Origin of the sequence: Kribbella sp. VKM Ac-2571 (assembly GCF_004362255.1) — a bacterium.
Lineage (GTDB): Bacteria > Actinomycetota > Actinomycetes > Propionibacteriales > Kribbellaceae > Kribbella > Kribbella pratensis.
In genome coordinates this window covers 175203-190873 of the sequence record NZ_SNWS01000003.1, presented here as the reverse complement: position 1 = coordinate 190873, position 15671 = coordinate 175203, and the positions used below count along the sequence as shown (strand labels likewise).

The window sequence follows — 15671 nt, the reverse complement described above, 5'->3', positions numbered from 1 at the left end:
GCCCGTGCAGCCAGTCCACTCAGAATCGAACCTAGTTACATGACCACTACGCCGTTGCAGCCGACCGCCCGGACCTCGTTGCGTCGCTCGAAGGAACGTGCCGCCACCGAGCGGCAGGTGCTGTACGACGTACTGCTCGACGGCATGTTCTGCCACCTCGGCGTAGTGGTCGACGGCGATCCGCTCGTGCTGCCGACCGCGTACGGCGTGGACCTTGACCGCGGACCGGACGGGGAGCTGTACCTGCACGGGTCGGTCGCGGCTCGGAGCGTGGTCGCTGCCCCGCAGCAGACCGTGTGCGTCACTGTCACGCATACCGACGGTCTGGTGCTGGCCCGGTCCGCGTTCCACCACTCGGTGAACTACCGGTCCGCGGTGATCTTCGGCGTACCGCGGCTGGTCACCGACCCGGACGAGAAACTGCACGCTCTGAACCGGATCGTCGACCACCTCGTCCCCGGCCGGTCGACCGCTGTCCGCCCACCGAACCGCAAGGAACTGGCGAAGACCTCGGTGCTGGCGCTCTCCCTCACCGAGGCCTCGGTGAAGACTCGCTCCGGGCCCGCCAACGACGACGAGGAGGACCTCGACCTGCCCTACTGGACAGGCGTGATCCCCCTCCAAGTCGTCGCCGGCGAACCGGAGAACAACCCCGACTGCGACCTGTTGGTCCCCGCCCACATCCGCAGCCGCGCGAACGTCCTGGGCGCACCGTCCTGAGGGGGTGGCTGACGGTCCCGCGCCTACTGCGGGGCACTCGGCACGGAACCATCAGCCACCCCCTAGGCCACGGTCCCCTTGTTGTAGCTGGACTGGGCCCAGAAGTACCCGACCACCGCGATCGCCACGCACCAGGCGGCGGCGAGCCAGCCGCTGCTGGAGTCCATCGGCGTCCCCAGCAGCAGATGGCGCAGGCTGTCGATGATCGGGGTGAACGGCTGGTACTCGGCGAACCAGCGGATGCCGCCCGGCATCGCCTCCAGCGGGATGAACGTGTTGCTCAGGAACGGCAGCAACAGGCTGATCGGCAGTACGACGTTGCTCGCGCCTTCCGGCGTCTTACTGGTCAGCCCTAGTGCGATCGCGAACCAGGTCAGGCCGATGGTCAATCCGATCAGCAACACCGCCGCCAGCAGCCAGTCCCCGATCGACGCGTTCGGGCGGAACCCGATCAGGATCGCGAAGCCGACCACCAGGGCGAGGCTGACGATCGTCACGAGCACGTTTCCCAGCACGTGCCCGGTGAGCACGGCCGGCCGGAAGATCGCCATCGTGCGGAACCTGGCCACGATGCCCTCGGACATGTCCATACACACGGCGACCGCGGGCGACATCGTCCCGGACGCGATCGACATCAGCAGGATGCCCGGGGTCAGGAAGTCGATGTAGTCGAAGCCTCCTGCGCCCCCGCCGAGCCCGGCCGAGAACGTGTCGCCGAAGACCAGACCGAACAGCAGGATCATGATCACCGGCATCCCGAGGGCGCCGAGCGACAGGCCCGGGTACCGCTGGGCGTGCCGCAGGTTGCGGCGCAGCATGGTGCCGATGTCGGCCATCGGGCGGATTGTTGCGGTAGTGCTCATCGTGCGGCCACCTCTTCGGACGTGGGCTGACCGGTGACGGCGAAGAACACGTCGTCCAGGTCGGGGGTGTGGACAGTGAGTTCGTCGACCTCGAGCGAGGCGTCGTCGATCCGGGCCAGCAGATCGCGCAGCGCGTGCACGCTGCCGTCGTTCGGCACCTGCAGGACCAGTGCTTCGGGATTGGGTACGGCGGTCGGCAACACCTGACCGGCAAGCGTGAACTCCTCCGGCGACGTGAAGCGCAGGCGGATGTGCCCACCCGGCGCGAGCCGCTTGAGTTCTTCCGCCGTACCTTGGGCGACCAGTCGCCCGTGGTCGAGGACGGCGATCCGGTCGGCGAGCTGATCGGCCTCCTCCAGGTACTGCGTGGTGAGCAGGACCGTGACGCCGCCGGCAACCAGTTCGCGGATCAATGTCCACATGCGGTGCCGGCTGCGCGGGTCCAGACCGGTCGTCGGCTCGTCCAGGAAGATGATCTGCGGGCGGCCGACCAGCGTCATGGCGAGGTCGAGCCGGCGCTTCATACCGCCGGAGTACGTCGACGCGAGCTTCTTCCCGGCGTCGGCCAGGTCGAACTGTTCGAGCAGCTCGTCCGCGCGGCGACGGGCCTCCTGCTTGCCGAGGTGGTGCAGATCGGCCATCAGGATGAGGTTCTCGCGCCCGGTCATCAGGCCGTCGACCGCGGAGAACTGACCGGTGACGCCGATCGCGGCACGGACCGCTTCCGGCGACTGATGCAGGTCGTGGCCGGCCACCCGGATCTCGCCGGCGTCGGCGGCGACCAGGGTGGACAGGATCTGCACCGCGGTGGTCTTGCCGGCGCCGTTCGGGCCGAGCAGGGAAAAGATGGTGCCTTCGGCAACGTTCAGGTCGATGCCGTCGAGCACGAGTTTCTCGCCGTAGGACTTGCGCAGTCCACGGACGTCGATCGCTGCTGACATGAGGGATCCTTGGGGTGATTTCGGGCAGGGTGAACCTGACCCGGGGTGGTTGACGGGTCTGCTGGAGGAGGATTTGGGCGTGCCCCACCGACCGGACGGCCGGCTGCCGGCGTCCGGTGGTGGTGTGGGTTCAGTTAGATGTCGAGATCCTCGACCGCCGGCTGATCGGCGGCCTCCTCGACGAGTTGATAGAGGTCCTCGGGGATCAGTTCGCGGAGCTCGTCGACCGTGTCCACGACATGCAGGGTGGCCTCGCCCTGCGCCATGCTCCAGGACTGGTCGCTGCTCCAGTTGCCGACCCAGGAACGCCACCCGGTGAGGAAGCGCTCGTCGTCGGCGTTCTGCTTGAACTGGTTGCGGCGGTCCGCGTGCAGGACGAACTTGCCGGTGCGGCTGCGGTAGACCTTGAAGGCCTCGTACCCGGTACTGCTCGACCGGCCGCCTTCAGCGAGCAGTACGCCGGAGAACCGTTGCTTGCGGCCGGTGCCCCGGCCCACCCGCACGGTGATCTCCTCGTACCCCTCGAACCGGCCTTCCTCCAGCTCGACGTACTTGCGCAGTGCGATCGAGATCGCAGAGGACAGGTTCCCGGCCAGCTCCCCGGCCCGCTTGTACAGCGGCAGGTCGTCGTCGGACACGTAGATCGTCTTGTTCGGCATCGTTTGTCTCCTCCTACGTAGAACTATACGCACACGGGTGCGCAGATGTCTACGTATGTCCCTACGTAGAAGGAGACGGCCGCGACGGGATCCGTCGCGGCCGCCTCGGGTGGCTGTCTACTTGGGTGAGTACAGCCAGGGGTGCTCGATGTCGTAGAACATCGGCGGTCCGGAGGAGAGACTGTTCATCTCGTCCATTTCCGCCTTCAGTTCCGATGGCACCTCTTTCTGCTCGCCTTCGCGGGCCTCGGCCTCGGAGGTGAAGTACATCGCCATCGTGTAGTCGCCGTCGTCGTACATGGCGACCTCACTCCCGAGGACCTCGGGCCGGAACTCGGCCCATTCGTCGCGGTGCTGACCCATCAGCTCCCGTGCGCGCTCCGGGTTGCTGCCGGCGCCCTGCATCACCTGGACGAATCCAGCGGCGTCCGGGTCGCCATGGGTGTCGATCACCACGTCCTCCGTGTCGTGGAAGGTGGCTCCGTCGCTGAGCAGCGACGAGAACTCGTGCCACCACTTGTCCTGTGCCGGGCTCTCGCTGTTCCGCCGCGCGGCGTCGGCGGAGTCGAAACGAGCCAGCGCGATGAACTTGCCGTCCGCGGTGACACCGGCGGTGGTCCCCAGCCAGCCGGACGCCCCGGGCGCCAGTTCTTCCATCCACCGATCCATCGCCGTGTGAGCCTGCTCGGCATCGGTGACCTGCCCCTGAATGACCTGAACGAACATCTGAGAGCCCTCCCTGGTCTCGCGGATCGTTCATTGGCGATTTCGACGTTACGCCCGCCCATTCCCGCCGTCGACGGCATCAGCCGCGACAACCCGCCGGCAGCTGGTAGCCCGAGCCCGGGCGAGCATCAGCAGACTCGCGAGCACACCGGTCGCGCCGAGGGTAGTCAGGCGTACGTCGGCGTTCCACAGGCCGAAAACGAGCCAGCAGGACAGCTCGCCGAGGACCAACGCCCAGGTGCCCGCCGAGATCCCGGTCGGGTGCGCGGTCCGGTACGCCGTCCACAGCGAAGGCGTCACCTGGACGATCGAGGCGGCGGCGAGCAGGCTGCCAAGTCCGATCCGGCCGCCGACGATCGCGCCGACCACGAGCAGCCCCGCCCACCCGGCGATCCACCCGACGGCGCGTGTGTTCAGCGCACCACGGCGTACGAGCATCACCGAGAGGGTGCCGGCGAGCGACGCCGCCGCGGTGGAGGGCAGGCTCGCGGTCCAGTAGCCCGAGGCCATGAAGTAGCCGAACCACGCCGCGTTGTTGATGCTCGTCAGCGTCGCCCAGGACCAGGAGACGCCGGCCGTGTCGCCGGTGCGGCGCAGCTTGAGGAGCTGCGGAAGGTACTGCGGGATGCCGAACGCGGCGGCGATGACGGGCAGCAGGGCGAGCATGGCGCAAGATTACTGCCGAATCGCCGACTGATTCGTGCGACTTCATGCCGCTCAGTGGCCTTTGGAGATAAGATCTTTCTTGTGGATGCCATTGATCGCAATATCCTTGCCGTGCTCCAGGAAGACGGCCGGCTGACCGTCACCGAACTCGCGCAGCGGGTCGGGTTAAGTGCTGCGCCGTGTCATCGGCGGTTGCGGGAGCTCGAGCGAGCCGGGGTGATCCGTGGGTACCGCGCGGTCGTCGACGGGGCTGCCGTCGGGCACGGGTTCGAGGTGCTGCTGGCGGTGACGATGGACCGGGAGGAATCGGTCGCCGGGTTCGAGGCGGGGCTCGCCGGGATTGCCGAGGTGGTGCAGGCCGAGCGGCTGTTCGGGGAGCCGGACTATTTCGTCAGAGTGGTGACCGCAGACATTGCCGCGTTCCAGAAACTGCGCGACGAGCGGCTGGCGCGACTGCCGGGGGTGCAGCGGCTGACGTCCACCATCGTGATGAAGAAGGTCGTGGACAACCGGCCGCTGCCGACGTGAACGATGTGGAAACTGGTCGACTCAAACCTGAGTTATCCACAGATTTGAGCCGGTTTTGACCACATTCAGTGGAGAAGTATCACTGAACCTGGGGATAACTCCACGGAATCGGTGTGCACAACTGGGGATACGAGTGTGGATAACTCTCGGTCAGACCCACTGGGTGGAGACGACGAAGCCGACTGCGATCAGGCCCATGCCGATCAGGAGGTTCCAGTTGTTGAGGTCCTTCATCACCGGGATGTCCTGGCCGGCCACGTAGAAGACGACCAGCCAGGCGAGTCCGAGCAGCCAGCACGCCAGCATCAGCGGCGCGACCCACACGCGACTGGTGGTACGTGGCTTCTTCGGGGTCTTCTCGGCCTTGACCTTCTCGGTCTTCTTCTTGGGGCGACTGCTCGACTCGGGCACGACTGAACTCCTTGTAAGGACGGACGCATAAGCTGACCGCGAGGACCTGGTAGGGGTCCGGTCCGGGTTAGCGTAGTGCAGAGAGCAATATGGAGATCACGGGTGCGTAGGTTGAGGCGGATTTCGCTGTGGCGTGCGGTCGCGCCGCTGGCGCTGCTGTGCGCCGGTCTGCTGTTCGCCACCAGCGCCACCAACGCCCGGGGCACCGACCTCCGGCCCAGCCGTAACACTACGCTCGCGGGCCTCGTGGAGGAACAGAGTCGGCGCAGCGCCAGCCTGGTCCGGCAGCACGCGGCCCTGACCCAGGACATCGAGAAGCTCCAGGAGCAGCAGGGCTCGATCGACCCGGCGCTGGCCAAGCAGCTCAAGGACCTGTCCGACGCCGTCGGCACCACCCCGGTCACCGGGCCGGGGCTGACCGTGACGCTGAAGGACGCGCCGTCCGAGGTCGTCAAGGACAACCCGGACGTCGACGCCGACTGGCTGGTGATCCACCAGCAGGACATCCAGGCGGTGGTGAACGCGCTCTGGGCCGGCGGCGCCGACGCGATCTCGATCCAGAACCACCGGGTCATCTCCACCACCGGGATCAAGTGCGTCGGCAACTCCGTCGTACTGCACGGCGTTCCGTACCTCCCGCCGTACAAGATCACCGCGATCGGGGACCGGCGGAAGTTGCAGCAGGCGCTTGACGACTCGCAGTACATCGAGAACCTGCAGGACTACGTGGTCAAGTTCCAGCTCGGGTACGACGTGAAGAACGAGTCGTCGATCTCGATGCCGGCCTACGAGGGCACCCTGGACCTACAGAGCGCGACGGTCCCCGGGTTCCCGCGGACTCCCTCGACAAGCCCGACCGCCAGCGGGCGATAATGGACCGCATGCCGCGGATCCTTGTCGTCGACAACTACGACTCCTTCGTCTACAACCTGGTGCAGTACCTGCAGCAACTGCAGGCCGACACCACCGTGCTGCGCAACGACGAGGTCACCCCTGACCAGGCGGCGGAGTACGACGGCGTGCTGCTCTCGCCCGGTCCGGGTACGCCGGAAGAGGCCGGTGCCTGCGTCGACATCGTGAAGGAGAAGGGCCGTGAGGTCCCGATCTTCGGTGTGTGCCTCGGCCTGCAGGCGATCGGCGTCGCGTACGGCGGGGTCGTCGGCCGCGCGGACGAGCTGCTGCACGGCAAGACCAGCCAGGTGTTCCACGACGGCGCCGGCGTACTGTCCGGGCTCCCGTCGCCGTTCACCGCGACCCGGTACCACTCGCTGGCGATCGCGCAGGACAGCGTGCCGGACGAGCTGCAGGTGACCGCGCGGACCGAGGCCGGCGTGATCATGGCGGCCCGGCACCGTGACTTGCCGGTCGAGGGCGTGCAGTTCCACCCGGAGTCGGTGCTGACCGAGGGCGGCCACCGGATGCTCGCCAACTGGCTCGAGATCTGCGGCGACCCGGACGCGGTCGCCCGCTCCGCCGGCCTGGCCCCGGTCGTCAGTTAGTCCGGAGAACTGAAGAACCCCCGGAGCGTGACTGACGCGCTCCGGGGGTTCTGTCGTCTCAGCCGCCGGGGATCGTGATGGCGGGGCTCGTCGGTGTCGAAGGCGGTGGTGTCTCCGACTCGGTCGGAGTGCTCGACGGAGGCGTCTTCGTCGGCTGCTGGGGGTTGTTGACCGTCAGCGTGATCGTGGTGCCCTTCGGCTTCTTGGTGCCGCCCGGGACGCTCTGCTCGAGCACGGTCTGGTCGGGTGAGTTCGGGTCGTTGCCGTATTTGTAGCCGACCTGGAAGCCGAGGTCCTTCAGTTGCTTGGTCGCGTCGTCGACCGGAACCGTGACGACGTTCGGGACCTCGATCTCCTGCTTGCCTGACGAGACGGTCAGCGTGAACTCGGTGCCCTGCGCGTACTTGCCGTTCGGGTCCGGGTTGACAGCGAGGACCACACCCTTCTTCTGATCGCTCTCCTGCTCGACCGACTGGTCCTTGACCTTGAACTGCCCGGACGAGTTCTCGAGCGTCGAGCGTGCCTTCGACTCCGACATGCCGATCACGTTCGGCACCGGGAACGCCGTCCGGCCGGACGAGAACACCACGGTGACCGTCGAGCCCTGCTCGGCCTCGGTCCCCGCCGGCGGGGTCTGCCGGATCGCGGAGCCGCGGCCGACCGTGTCGCTGGTCTCGGACGGTCCCTGCGCGAATTTCAGGCCCTTGGCGGCGAGCAACGCGGTCGCGTCGGCCACCGACTTGCCGCTGACGTCCGGCACGGCAACCTTCGCCACCGGGGTGTTGGTCGCCCCGCCGCCGGCGGTGGTGTCCTTGTTCAGGTTCGAGAACAGCGCGTACGCGCCGACCGCGATCGCGACGATCGCGAGGCCGAGCAGGAAGTAGGCCAGGCCGCGGTTGCGGCGGGACCGGGCGTCCTGCGCCTCGTCCAGGTCGTCGCCGCCCGGCGGGAGCAGGTCGTTCGCCGAGGTCTGCTGGTACTGCTGGGTCGCGGCCGCCGCCACCGCTGTCGGTGCCATCGATCGGGTCTCGGCGACCGCCGCCATCGGCGCCGTCACCTGTTGGCCGGCCAGCACCCGGTGGATGTCGGCGCGCATCTCGGACGCGCTCTGGTACCGCTCCTCGCGGCTCTTCGCCAGCGCCTTCAGGACGACCGCGTCGACCTCCGGCGGGATGTCCGGGTCGAACGAGGAAGGCGGCAGCGGCTGCTCCCGGACGTGCTGGTAGGCCACCGACACCGGCGACTCACCGACGAACGGCGGGCGGCCGGTGAGCAGCTCGTACAGCAGGCAGCCGGTCGAGTACAGGTCGGAGCGGGCGTCCACGGTCTCGCCGCGGGCCTGCTCCGGGGACAGGTACTGCGCGGTGCCGATCACGGCCGCGGTCTGGGTCATCGTGGAGGACGTGTCGGCGACCGCACGGGCGATACCGAAGTCCATCACCTTGACCTGGCCCTGCGGGGTCAGCATCACGTTCCCGGGCTTGATGTCGCGGTGCACGATGCCGGCCCGGTGGCTGTAGTCGAGCGCCTCGAGCACACCGGAGGTGATCTCCAGCGCCCGCTCCGGCATGATCTTGCGGCCCTCGCGGATCAGGTCCCGCAGCGTCTTGCCGGTCACCAGCTCCATCACGATGTACGGGATGGTGACGCCGGAGCCGTTCGGGTCCGGCTCCTCGCCGGTGTCGTACACCGACACGATCGTCGGGTGGTTCAGCGACGCGGCCGACTGGGCCTCGCGCCGGAACCGCGCCTGGAAGGTGGCGTCACTCGCGAGGTCGACGCGCAGCCGCTTGATCGCGACGCTCCGGCCGAGCCGGTTGTCGAGGCCCTTGCGGACCTCCGCCATGCCGCCGCGGCCGAGCGGTTCGCCTTCTTCGTACCGGCCGCCGACGAGACGTGCCTGCGATGTCATGACTCAGCCTTCCAACCTGTCTGCGGTAAATCAGTCAACTTGCCCACGGTAGCGGCCGCCACACGCGGATCCCCGTTGGAAAGACGCGCTGTCATCGCATCATTCCGTATGGTGCTCATCGGATGCTCATTGGCCCAGCACCGCCTCCATCACCTTCTTGGCGATCGGAGCCGCCAACGTGCCGCCCGCGATGTCGTTGCGCGCGATGTTCGCGTCCTCGATCAGGACCGCCACGGCCACCTTCGGGTCGTTGGCCGGCGCGAACGCGGTGAACCACGCGAACGGCGGGCGGTCCTTCGAGGTCTGCGCCGTACCGGTCTTGCCGGCCACCTGGACGTTCTTGATCTGGCCCGGCCTGCCGGTGCCGTTGTTGACGACATCGACCATCATCGCCGTCAGCTGGGCCGCGACCTGCGGCGTGACCGCCTGGTGCAGCGACTCCGGCTTGGTCTCCGACACCGTCTTCAGGTCCGGGGTCTTCACGTTCTGGACCAGGTACGGCTTCATCACCTCGCCCTTGTTCGCGATCCCGGCCGCCACCATCGCCATCTGCAGCGGGGTGGCGCGGACGTCGAACTGGCCGATCGCGGACTGCGCGGTCTGCGGCTCGTTCGGGTCGCCGGGGAACTGGCTGGTGGCCACGCTCGGCAGCTCGGTCAGCGGCCGGGCGCCGAAGCCGAACTTCGCGGCCTGCTCGTTCAGCGCGTCGGCGCCGAGGGCCAGGCCGACGGTGCCGAACGCGGTGTTGCAGGAGTAGCGCAGCGCGATCGTCAGCGTCGCGCTGTTGCTGCCGCCGCAGTTCTTGCCGTCCTCGTTCACCAGCGGGACCGTGGTCTGCGGGAGCGGCAGCTCGGCCGGCGAGTTCACCTTGCTCTCGGGCGTGTACTTGCCGCTGGACAGCGCGGCCGCCGCGGTGACCAGCTTGAACGTCGACCCCGGCGGATACAGCTCCTGCACCGCGCGGTTGGACAGCGGCTTGTCCTTGTCGGCGTTCAGGTTCTTCCAGGCCGAGCCGACCTTCTCGGTGTCGTGCGAGGCGAGCAGGTTCGGGTCGTACGACGGCCGGCTGGCCATCGCCAGGATCCGCCCGGTCTTCGGCTCGATCGCGACCACCGCACCGGTCTTCCCGGCCAGGCCGTTGTACGCCGCCTGCTGGGCCGCGGCGTTCAGGGTCAGGGTCACGCTGCCGCCTTGCTGCGGGCGGTTGCTGATCACGTCGATGATCCGGCGGAACGCCATCGACGGGTCCGAGCCGTTCAGCTCGGCGTTCATCGTCAGCTCGATACCGCCGCGACCGTACAGGTACGAGTAGAACCCGGTCACGGGCGCGTAGACCTGGCCGCCCGCGTACGTCCGCTGGTACTTGAACCGGTCTCCGGACGGCTTGCTCTGCGCGACCGGCGTACTGCCGATCAGGATCGGGCCGCGGTTGACCGAGAACTGCGAGTCGCGGACCCGGTTGTTGTCGTTGCGGCCGTTGATCTCGTTCGCCCGGAAGGCCTGCAGGTACGTCGAGTTCGCCATCAGCGCGAGCATCAGGATGATCGCCGCCACGGCCAGTCGCCGGATCGCTGAGTTCATGCCTTCTGCACCGCCATCGCGATCGTCTCGTCGGAAACCGGGGCGGCCGGGGTCTGCGGCCGCCGGGCCTGGTCGCTGATCCGCAGCAGCAGCGCGATGATCGCCCAGTTGGCGACCAGCGACGTACCGCCGAGCGCCATGAACGGGGTGGCGAGACCGGTCAGCGGGATCAGCCCGGTGACGCCGCCGACGATCACGAACACCTGCAGCGCGAACGACATCGCCAGACCGGTCGCGATCAGCTTGCCGAAGATGTCCCGGCAGCCGAGCGCGGTCCGCAGGCCGCGCTCGATGATCAGGGTGTAGACCAGCAGGATCGCGATCAGCCCGGTCAGCCCGAGCTCCTCGGCGAACGAGGAGATGATCATGTCGCTGTTGGCGTACAGAGTGGCCTCCGGGTGGCCCTGGCCGAGACCGCGGCCGAGGATGCCGCCCCAGGCCTGACCCATCAGCCCGAGCTTCACCTGGCCGCCGTCGATCGCCCACGGGTTCAGCCAGTCGGTGACGCGGCGGTGCACGTGACCGAACGTCATGTACGCGAAGTACGCGCCGCCGACGAACAGCAGGCCGCCGATGATCAGCCAGCCGGCCCGCTCGGTGGACACGTACAGCAGGAACAGGAACAGGCCGAAGAACAGCAGCGACGAACCGAGGTCGCTCTCGAACACCAGGACGCCGAGGCTGACCGCCCAGGCGATCCCGATCGGGCCGAGGTCGCGGGCCCGCGGCAGGTCGAGCCCGAGGAAGCGATGCCCGGCCAGCGTCAGGACGTCGCGTTTCACCACCAGGTAGCCGGCGAAGAACACGACCAGACAGATCTTGGCGAACTCACCGGGCTGGAAGGACATGCCGGCCAGCCGGATCCAGATCCGGGCGCCGTTCAGGTTCACGCCGAGGCCGGGGATCAGCGGCAGCACGAGCAGCACCAGACCGGCCAGGCCGGCGGTGTAGGTGAGCGCCTGCAGCCGGCGGTGATCTCTGATCACGAGGATGACGACCAGGAACAGCACGACGCCGACCGCGGTCCAGGTGATCTGCTGCGGCGCCGCAGGCCCCTTCGGGACCTTTCCCTTCGCCTCGGCGACGATGGCCAGGCCGAGGTCGATGCGGTGGATCATCGCGACGCCGAGGCCGTTCAGCAGCACGGCGCAGGGCAGCAGCACCGGGTCGGCATACGGCGCCCGGTAACGGAGCGCGAGGTGGGCGATCAGGGCGAGCAGCCCGATACCGGCCGCGTAATACCCGGTGCTGGCCGGTACGGCGTTCTGCACGGTGACGCCGATGTTGACGTACGCGCCGACCGAGACCGCGATCGCGATCACGAGCAGCAGCAGCTCCACCCCACGCCGGGTCCGCGGGATGATCTGAATGACGGAAGTTGACGCGATGCTCATCGACGTCCTCGCTTCGCTCCGGGCGTCGATGAGGCACGAGCGCGCTGTGTTGTCTTGATGCCCTCGCTCCGCTCGGTCATCGGACCCCGTCGCAGTCGTCGGGATCGACCGGCGTGCTCGGCGACGCCGTACCGGTCGGGGCCGTCGACGCGGGCGGCGAGGAAACCGGAGGCTTCGAGACCGGGGGCTTCGAGACCGGCGGTGTCGAGACCGCGGGCTTCGAGACGGGCGGGGTCGATGGCTTCGGCGTCGGGGTCGGGGTCGGCTTGACTCGGGCGGCGCACTCGGCAGCAGTGCGCTGCAGCTCCGCGACGATCGAGCGGGCGCCGGCCAGGTTGTCCGCCTGGATGTTGCCCTCGACCTGCTGCCGGCTGTACGTCGGGAGCTTGTCGACCTGCAGCGCCTGCCGCTCGTACACCTTCGACAGCGTCAAGCCGGGGAGATCCGCCTCGACGCCCTTGAAGATCGCCACGTAATCACCGTCGGTGCCGACGTAGTACTGCTTCTGGGTCCAGCTGTACCCGAACCAGCCGCCGCCGCCGATCAGGGCGAGGACCACAACCAGTACGGCGATCCGGCGCAGCCAGGGGAACCGCCTCGGCGGGCGCGGCGCATACCGCAGCTCCTCCGGGTCGAGCGCACCGCCGTGACCACCGCCGCCGCCGTGTCCGTCACCACCGGCGGTGCGGACCGCGACCGTCGGCTCACCGCGCCCGGTGCTGCCTTGCGCGAGCTCGGCGGCCGCACCGACCAGTTGCGGCTGGACGCCACTCGCGGGCTCGGTCTCGACGACGTCCGCGACGAGGACGGTGACGTTGTCGTTCGACCCCGCCTCCAGCGCGTGCGTGATCAGGTCGACGACGACCGAGTCCGGCGTACCGGAGGCCATCGAGGCCGCGATCACCTCGTCGCTCACGTAGTCGGGCAGGCCGTCGCTGCACAGCATCAGCCGGTCGCCGGCCTGGACGTCGAGCATCTCCAGGTCGGGGTCGGAATCCGGGCGGCCGTCGAGAACACGCAGGATCAGGTTCCGGTGCGGGTGGGTGAAGGCCTCCTCCTGCGAGATCCGGCCCTCGTCGACCAGCGACTGCACGAAGGTGTGGTCGTGGCTCAGCTGGTACAGCTGCCCGTCCCGCAGCCGGTACGCGCGGGAGTCGCCCAGATGGGCCAGGCCGAGCTGCTTGCCGTCGAACATCAGCGCGGTGACCGTCGAGCCCATGCCTTCGCGCTCGGGGTCCTCCTCGACCAGCTCGGACAGGCGCTCGTTGGCCCGGTGGATCGCGCCGGCCAGCGCCTCGATCATGTCTTCGCCGGTGATGTCGGCGGTGTCCAGCCGCCGGATCACCTGGACCGCCGCCGCGCTGGCCACCTCACCGGCTGCCGCGCCGCCCATCCCGTCGGCGAGCAGCAGCAGGTGCGGACCGGCGTACGCCGAGTCCTCGTTGTTGCGGCGTACTCGTCCGACGTCGGAGAGGGTTGCGTAGTCGAGCGACAGGGTCATCGAGGCAGGCCTACTTCGCGATGTTCAGCGTCGTCCGGCCGATCCGGATCGAACCGCCGATCTCGGCCGGGACCGGGCGGGTGACCCGCTGGCCGTCCAGGTACGTGCCGTTGGTGGAGCCGAGGTCCTCGACCCACCACTGGCCCTCGGACAGGAACAACCGGGCGTGCCGGGTGGAGGAGTAGTCGTCGTCCAGCCGGATCTGGCAGTCCGACCCGCGTCCGATGATCACCGGCTCGTCACCCAGCGACGCACCGACCCCGGCCTGCGGGCCGTCCGCGATCGTCACCGACCCGGGCAGGCCCTTGCGCTTCTTGACCGGCTTCGAGGGCTTCGGCGTACGGGAGTTCTGCGCTACGGCGGCAGCCGCGGCCCGGCTGTCCACCTTCGCGCCGAACAGGTCGGACCTGATCACGGACAGCACCGCGAGGACGAACATCCACAACAGGGCCAGGAACCCCAGTTTGATCAGGGTCAGGGTCAGTTCCGACATGGAAGGTCAGTCACCACCCGCTGCTCGGCGGCTGGGCCATCGGCTCGTCCGCGAGACGCAGCGTCATGGTCGTGTTGCCGATCCGGACCGTCGAGCCGTCCACCAGTTCGGCCTCGGTGGTCCGGCGGCCGTTCACCAGCGTGCCGTTGGTGGAGCCGAGGTCGACCATCACCACCCGGATACCGCCCGGGCCCTCCGGCATCAGGCGGATCTCGGCGTGCCGGCGGGAGACGCCCGGGTCGTTGATCTGGATGTCGGCGTCGGTGCCGCGGCCGAGCACCACGCCGGGCGGGTTCACCGGGCGGCGGCGGCCGTTCACCTCGAGCATCACCTGCGGGTGCCCGCGGCGCGGCGCCTGCTGCTGCGGCGGCTGCTGGAACTGCTGCGCTGGCGGCGGCGGGGTCTGCACGACCGGCTCGTTCGGCGGCACGTAGGGCTCCTGCTGGTAGGGCTGGGGCTCGTAGGGCGGGCGCCGCTGGGGCGTCCCGACCGTGGCGCTGACCACCCGGAACTTACCGGTCGGGAGATCATCCTGCTGGACCAGCTCGATGTCGATGGGCCCGGAGAACGTGTAGCGCTGGATGTCGGCGTGGTCCCGCAGCTCGTTGGCGAGCTCGTGGTTCAGGGTCCGGCCGTACGCGTTCAGCCGCTCGAAGTCGTCCGGACCGAGCTCGATGGTGAAGTGGTTCGGCACCAGCCGACGGTCCCGGGACAGGATCCGCGCGGTGTTGTCGATCTCACGCTTGAGCGCGGCGGCCAGTTCGATCGGCTCGACGTCACCCTTGAAAGCGCGCGCGAAGACACCGCTCACAATGCCTTCCAGGCGTCGCTCGAAGCGCTGTAGCGGTCGCACGCCTCCTCCTCCACGGTCGGTACGCCAACAGATGTCCACCGGTCAGGCGGACACACCGGGTACGACGATCGATCGTATCGGGAGGTTCGACCGAACCCGCAATGTGAAGCACCGGCAGAACCCGTGCTACTGTTCCTTCTCGTCGCCAAGAGATGTGTCAGGCGGCTGCGCGCGGGTGGCGGAATAGGCAGACGCGCACGGTTCAGGTCCGTGTGCCCGAAAGGGCGTGGGGGTTCAACTCCCCCCTCGCGCACAACGAAGAGTCCCGGTCAACCAGACCGGGACTTTTGCGTTGTCGGGCATTTCCTCCTTTCGGAGGATCTCGAACTCGTCTCTACGAGTCTGTGACCGATGTACGTTATTCTGTACAGCGTGAAGACGATGAGTTTTACCGAGACGCGGGCGAACCTGGCTGCCGCCCTCGACGCGGTCGAGAACGACGCGGAGGAGCTGGTGATCACCCGCGCCGGGCACGAGCCCGTCGTCGTTGTCACGCTGGCGGAGTACGAATCGCTGAAGGAAACCGACTACCTGATGCGGTCTCCGGCCAACGCCAGACGGCTCCGCGAGGCGATCGAACAGGACAGGGCGGGCGACGGCACTGTGCGCGAACTGGCCGACCCCGACGCCGCCGATGACGGAGGAACGGCGGGTGGCGCTGCATGAAGGTCGTCTTCCTCGACCGTGGTTGGGAGGACTACCTGTGGTGGCAGGGGAACGACCGCAAGCTCCTCAAACGGATCAACCAGTTGATCGAGGACATCGACCGCAACGGTCATGAAGGCATCGGCAAGCCGGAATCACTACGGCACGAGTTCGCCGGCTACTGGTCGAGGCGCATCAATACGGAGCACCGTCTCGTCTACCGCATCGCTGACGACGGAATCCACATCATCGCCTGCCGCTACCACTACGGCCCCTGAC

At 68.2% G+C, this 15671-nt stretch carries 18 protein-coding genes and 1 tRNA gene; 7 read left to right on the top strand and 12 right to left on the bottom strand.

The genetic code is table 11. The features are described 5' to 3' along the window. Positions 1-39: 39 nt before the first annotated feature. Positions 40-720: a pyridoxamine 5'-phosphate oxidase family protein gene (locus tag EV651_RS08190; protein WP_133783720.1), complete on the top strand. Its 681-nt coding sequence runs from the start codon at positions 40-42 to the stop codon at positions 718-720. A 62-nt stretch (positions 721-782) separates the two neighbouring features. Here EV651_RS08190 and EV651_RS08185 read toward each other — a convergent pair whose 3' ends face one another. From EV651_RS08185 to EV651_RS08165, 5 genes are all read right to left on the bottom strand, one after another. Then, positions 783-1583: an ABC transporter permease gene (locus EV651_RS08185; protein ID WP_133783718.1), complete on the bottom strand. Its 801-nt coding sequence runs from the start codon at positions 1581-1583 to the stop codon at positions 783-785. Beyond that, entirely contained in the window at positions 1580-2524 is a 945-nt protein-coding gene (locus tag EV651_RS08180) for an ATP-binding cassette domain-containing protein (protein ID WP_133783716.1), read from the bottom strand. The genes EV651_RS08185 and EV651_RS08180 overlap by 4 nt, the downstream gene beginning before the upstream one ends. Positions 2525-2658: 134 nt before the next feature. Beyond that, entirely contained in the window at positions 2659-3183 is a 525-nt protein-coding gene (locus EV651_RS08175) for an EXLDI protein (RefSeq protein ID WP_133783714.1), read from the bottom strand. A gap of 117 nt (positions 3184-3300) precedes the next feature. Beyond that, complete coding sequence (locus EV651_RS08170) at positions 3301-3909, bottom strand: hypothetical protein (protein ID WP_133783712.1); 609 nt, start codon at positions 3907-3909, stop codon at positions 3301-3303. A 48-nt stretch (positions 3910-3957) separates the two neighbouring features. Then, positions 3958-4575, bottom strand: a complete 618-nt coding sequence (locus tag EV651_RS08165) for a hypothetical protein (protein ID WP_133783710.1) — start codon at positions 4573-4575, stop codon at positions 3958-3960. 54 nt (positions 4576-4629) lie between these two features. On the opposite strand from EV651_RS08165, the gene EV651_RS08160 reads away from it, so the two are divergent. Next, a complete protein-coding gene (locus EV651_RS08160) occupies positions 4630-5103 on the top strand; it encodes an Lrp/AsnC family transcriptional regulator (RefSeq protein ID WP_370352291.1) in 474 nt (157 codons plus the stop codon). 150 nt (positions 5104-5253) lie between these two features. Here the strand turns inward: EV651_RS08160 and EV651_RS08155 are convergent, their stop codons facing one another. Continuing rightward, entirely contained in the window at positions 5254-5514 is a 261-nt protein-coding gene (locus EV651_RS08155) for a cell division protein CrgA (RefSeq protein WP_133783707.1), read from the bottom strand. 102 nt (positions 5515-5616) lie between these two features. On the opposite strand from EV651_RS08155, the gene EV651_RS08150 reads away from it, so the two are divergent. Together EV651_RS08150 and EV651_RS08145 are read left to right on the top strand one after the other, a co-directional pair. Further along, on the top strand, positions 5617-6387 hold the full coding sequence (locus EV651_RS08150) for a DUF881 domain-containing protein (RefSeq protein WP_133783705.1): 771 nt from the start codon (positions 5617-5619) through the stop codon (positions 6385-6387). Positions 6388-6395: 8 nt separating this feature from the next. Continuing rightward, positions 6396-7013 (top strand): aminodeoxychorismate/anthranilate synthase component II, encoded by a 618-nt coding sequence (locus EV651_RS08145; protein ID WP_133783703.1) that lies wholly within the window; start codon positions 6396-6398, stop codon positions 7011-7013. A gap of 58 nt (positions 7014-7071) precedes the next feature. Here EV651_RS08145 and pknB read toward each other — a convergent pair whose 3' ends face one another. The 6 genes from pknB to EV651_RS43080 all read right to left on the bottom strand — a co-directional run bounded on the left by pknB (position 7072) and on the right by EV651_RS43080 (position 14747). After that, positions 7072-8925, bottom strand: coding sequence for a Stk1 family PASTA domain-containing Ser/Thr kinase (pknB, locus tag EV651_RS08140; protein WP_133783701.1), 1854 nt, complete (start codon positions 8923-8925; stop codon positions 7072-7074). Positions 8926-9051: 126 nt separating this feature from the next. Further along, positions 9052-10506 carry a penicillin-binding protein 2 gene (locus EV651_RS08135; RefSeq protein ID WP_133783699.1) on the bottom strand — a complete coding sequence of 485 codons (1455 nt, stop codon included), beginning with the start codon at positions 10504-10506 and terminating at the stop codon, positions 9052-9054. Beyond that, entirely contained in the window at positions 10503-11900 is a 1398-nt protein-coding gene (locus tag EV651_RS08130) for an FtsW/RodA/SpoVE family cell cycle protein (protein ID WP_133783697.1), read from the bottom strand. The genes EV651_RS08135 and EV651_RS08130 overlap by 4 nt, the downstream gene beginning before the upstream one ends. Positions 11901-11976: 76 nt before the next feature. Then, entirely contained in the window at positions 11977-13401 is a 1425-nt protein-coding gene (locus tag EV651_RS08125) for a PP2C family serine/threonine-protein phosphatase (RefSeq protein WP_133783695.1), read from the bottom strand. Between the two features lie 10 nt (positions 13402-13411). Beyond that, on the bottom strand, positions 13412-13894 hold the full coding sequence (locus EV651_RS08120; protein ID WP_133783693.1) for an FHA domain-containing protein: 483 nt from the start codon (positions 13892-13894) through the stop codon (positions 13412-13414). 10 nt (positions 13895-13904) lie between these two features. Then, a complete protein-coding gene (locus tag EV651_RS43080) occupies positions 13905-14747 on the bottom strand; it encodes a DUF3662 and FHA domain-containing protein (protein WP_133783691.1) in 843 nt (280 codons plus the stop codon). A gap of 169 nt (positions 14748-14916) precedes the next feature. Between EV651_RS43080 and EV651_RS08110 the strand changes: the two genes are divergently transcribed. From EV651_RS08110 to EV651_RS08100, 3 genes are all read left to right on the top strand, one after another. Continuing rightward, positions 14917-15000, top strand: a tRNA-Leu gene (locus EV651_RS08110). Positions 15001-15098: 98 nt separating this feature from the next. Further along, positions 15099-15413, top strand: a complete 315-nt coding sequence (locus tag EV651_RS08105; protein ID WP_238156739.1) for a type II toxin-antitoxin system Phd/YefM family antitoxin — start codon at positions 15099-15101, stop codon at positions 15411-15413. Then, positions 15410-15670: a Txe/YoeB family addiction module toxin gene (locus EV651_RS08100; protein ID WP_133783689.1), complete on the top strand. Its 261-nt coding sequence runs from the start codon at positions 15410-15412 to the stop codon at positions 15668-15670. The genes EV651_RS08105 and EV651_RS08100 overlap by 4 nt, the downstream gene beginning before the upstream one ends. Position 15671 lies beyond the last annotated feature (1 nt).

What these genes read in the sequence shown, in the direction of transcription:
- EV651_RS08190 (WP_133783720.1), top strand. Translation starts at nt 40, where the DNA reads ATGACCACTACGCCGTTGCAGCCGACCGCCCGGACCTCGTTGCGTCGC.
- EV651_RS08130 (WP_133783697.1), bottom strand. Translation starts at nt 11,900, where the DNA reads ATGAGCATCGCGTCAACTTCCGTCATTCAGATCATCCCGCGGACCCGG.
- pknB (WP_133783701.1), bottom strand. Translation starts at nt 8,925, where the DNA reads ATGACATCGCAGGCACGTCTCGTCGGCGGCCGGTACGAAGAAGGCGAA.
- EV651_RS08145 (WP_133783703.1), top strand. Translation starts at nt 6,396, where the DNA reads ATGCCGCGGATCCTTGTCGTCGACAACTACGACTCCTTCGTCTACAAC.
- EV651_RS08185 (WP_133783718.1), bottom strand. Translation starts at nt 1,583, where the DNA reads ATGAGCACTACCGCAACAATCCGCCCGATGGCCGACATCGGCACCATG.
- EV651_RS08135 (WP_133783699.1), bottom strand. Translation starts at nt 10,506, where the DNA reads ATGAACTCAGCGATCCGGCGACTGGCCGTGGCGGCGATCATCCTGATG.
- EV651_RS08125 (WP_133783695.1), bottom strand. Translation starts at nt 13,401, where the DNA reads ATGACCCTGTCGCTCGACTACGCAACCCTCTCCGACGTCGGACGAGTA.
- EV651_RS08100 (WP_133783689.1), top strand. Translation starts at nt 15,410, where the DNA reads ATGAAGGTCGTCTTCCTCGACCGTGGTTGGGAGGACTACCTGTGGTGG.
- EV651_RS08170 (WP_133783712.1), bottom strand. Translation starts at nt 3,909, where the DNA reads ATGTTCGTTCAGGTCATTCAGGGGCAGGTCACCGATGCCGAGCAGGCT.
- EV651_RS08105 (WP_238156739.1), top strand. Translation starts at nt 15,099, where the DNA reads ATGTACGTTATTCTGTACAGCGTGAAGACGATGAGTTTTACCGAGACG.
- EV651_RS08175 (WP_133783714.1), bottom strand. Translation starts at nt 3,183, where the DNA reads ATGCCGAACAAGACGATCTACGTGTCCGACGACGACCTGCCGCTGTAC.
- EV651_RS08165 (WP_133783710.1), bottom strand. Translation starts at nt 4,575, where the DNA reads ATGCTCGCCCTGCTGCCCGTCATCGCCGCCGCGTTCGGCATCCCGCAG.
- EV651_RS08180 (WP_133783716.1), bottom strand. Translation starts at nt 2,524, where the DNA reads ATGTCAGCAGCGATCGACGTCCGTGGACTGCGCAAGTCCTACGGCGAG.
- EV651_RS08120 (WP_133783693.1), bottom strand. Translation starts at nt 13,894, where the DNA reads ATGTCGGAACTGACCCTGACCCTGATCAAACTGGGGTTCCTGGCCCTG.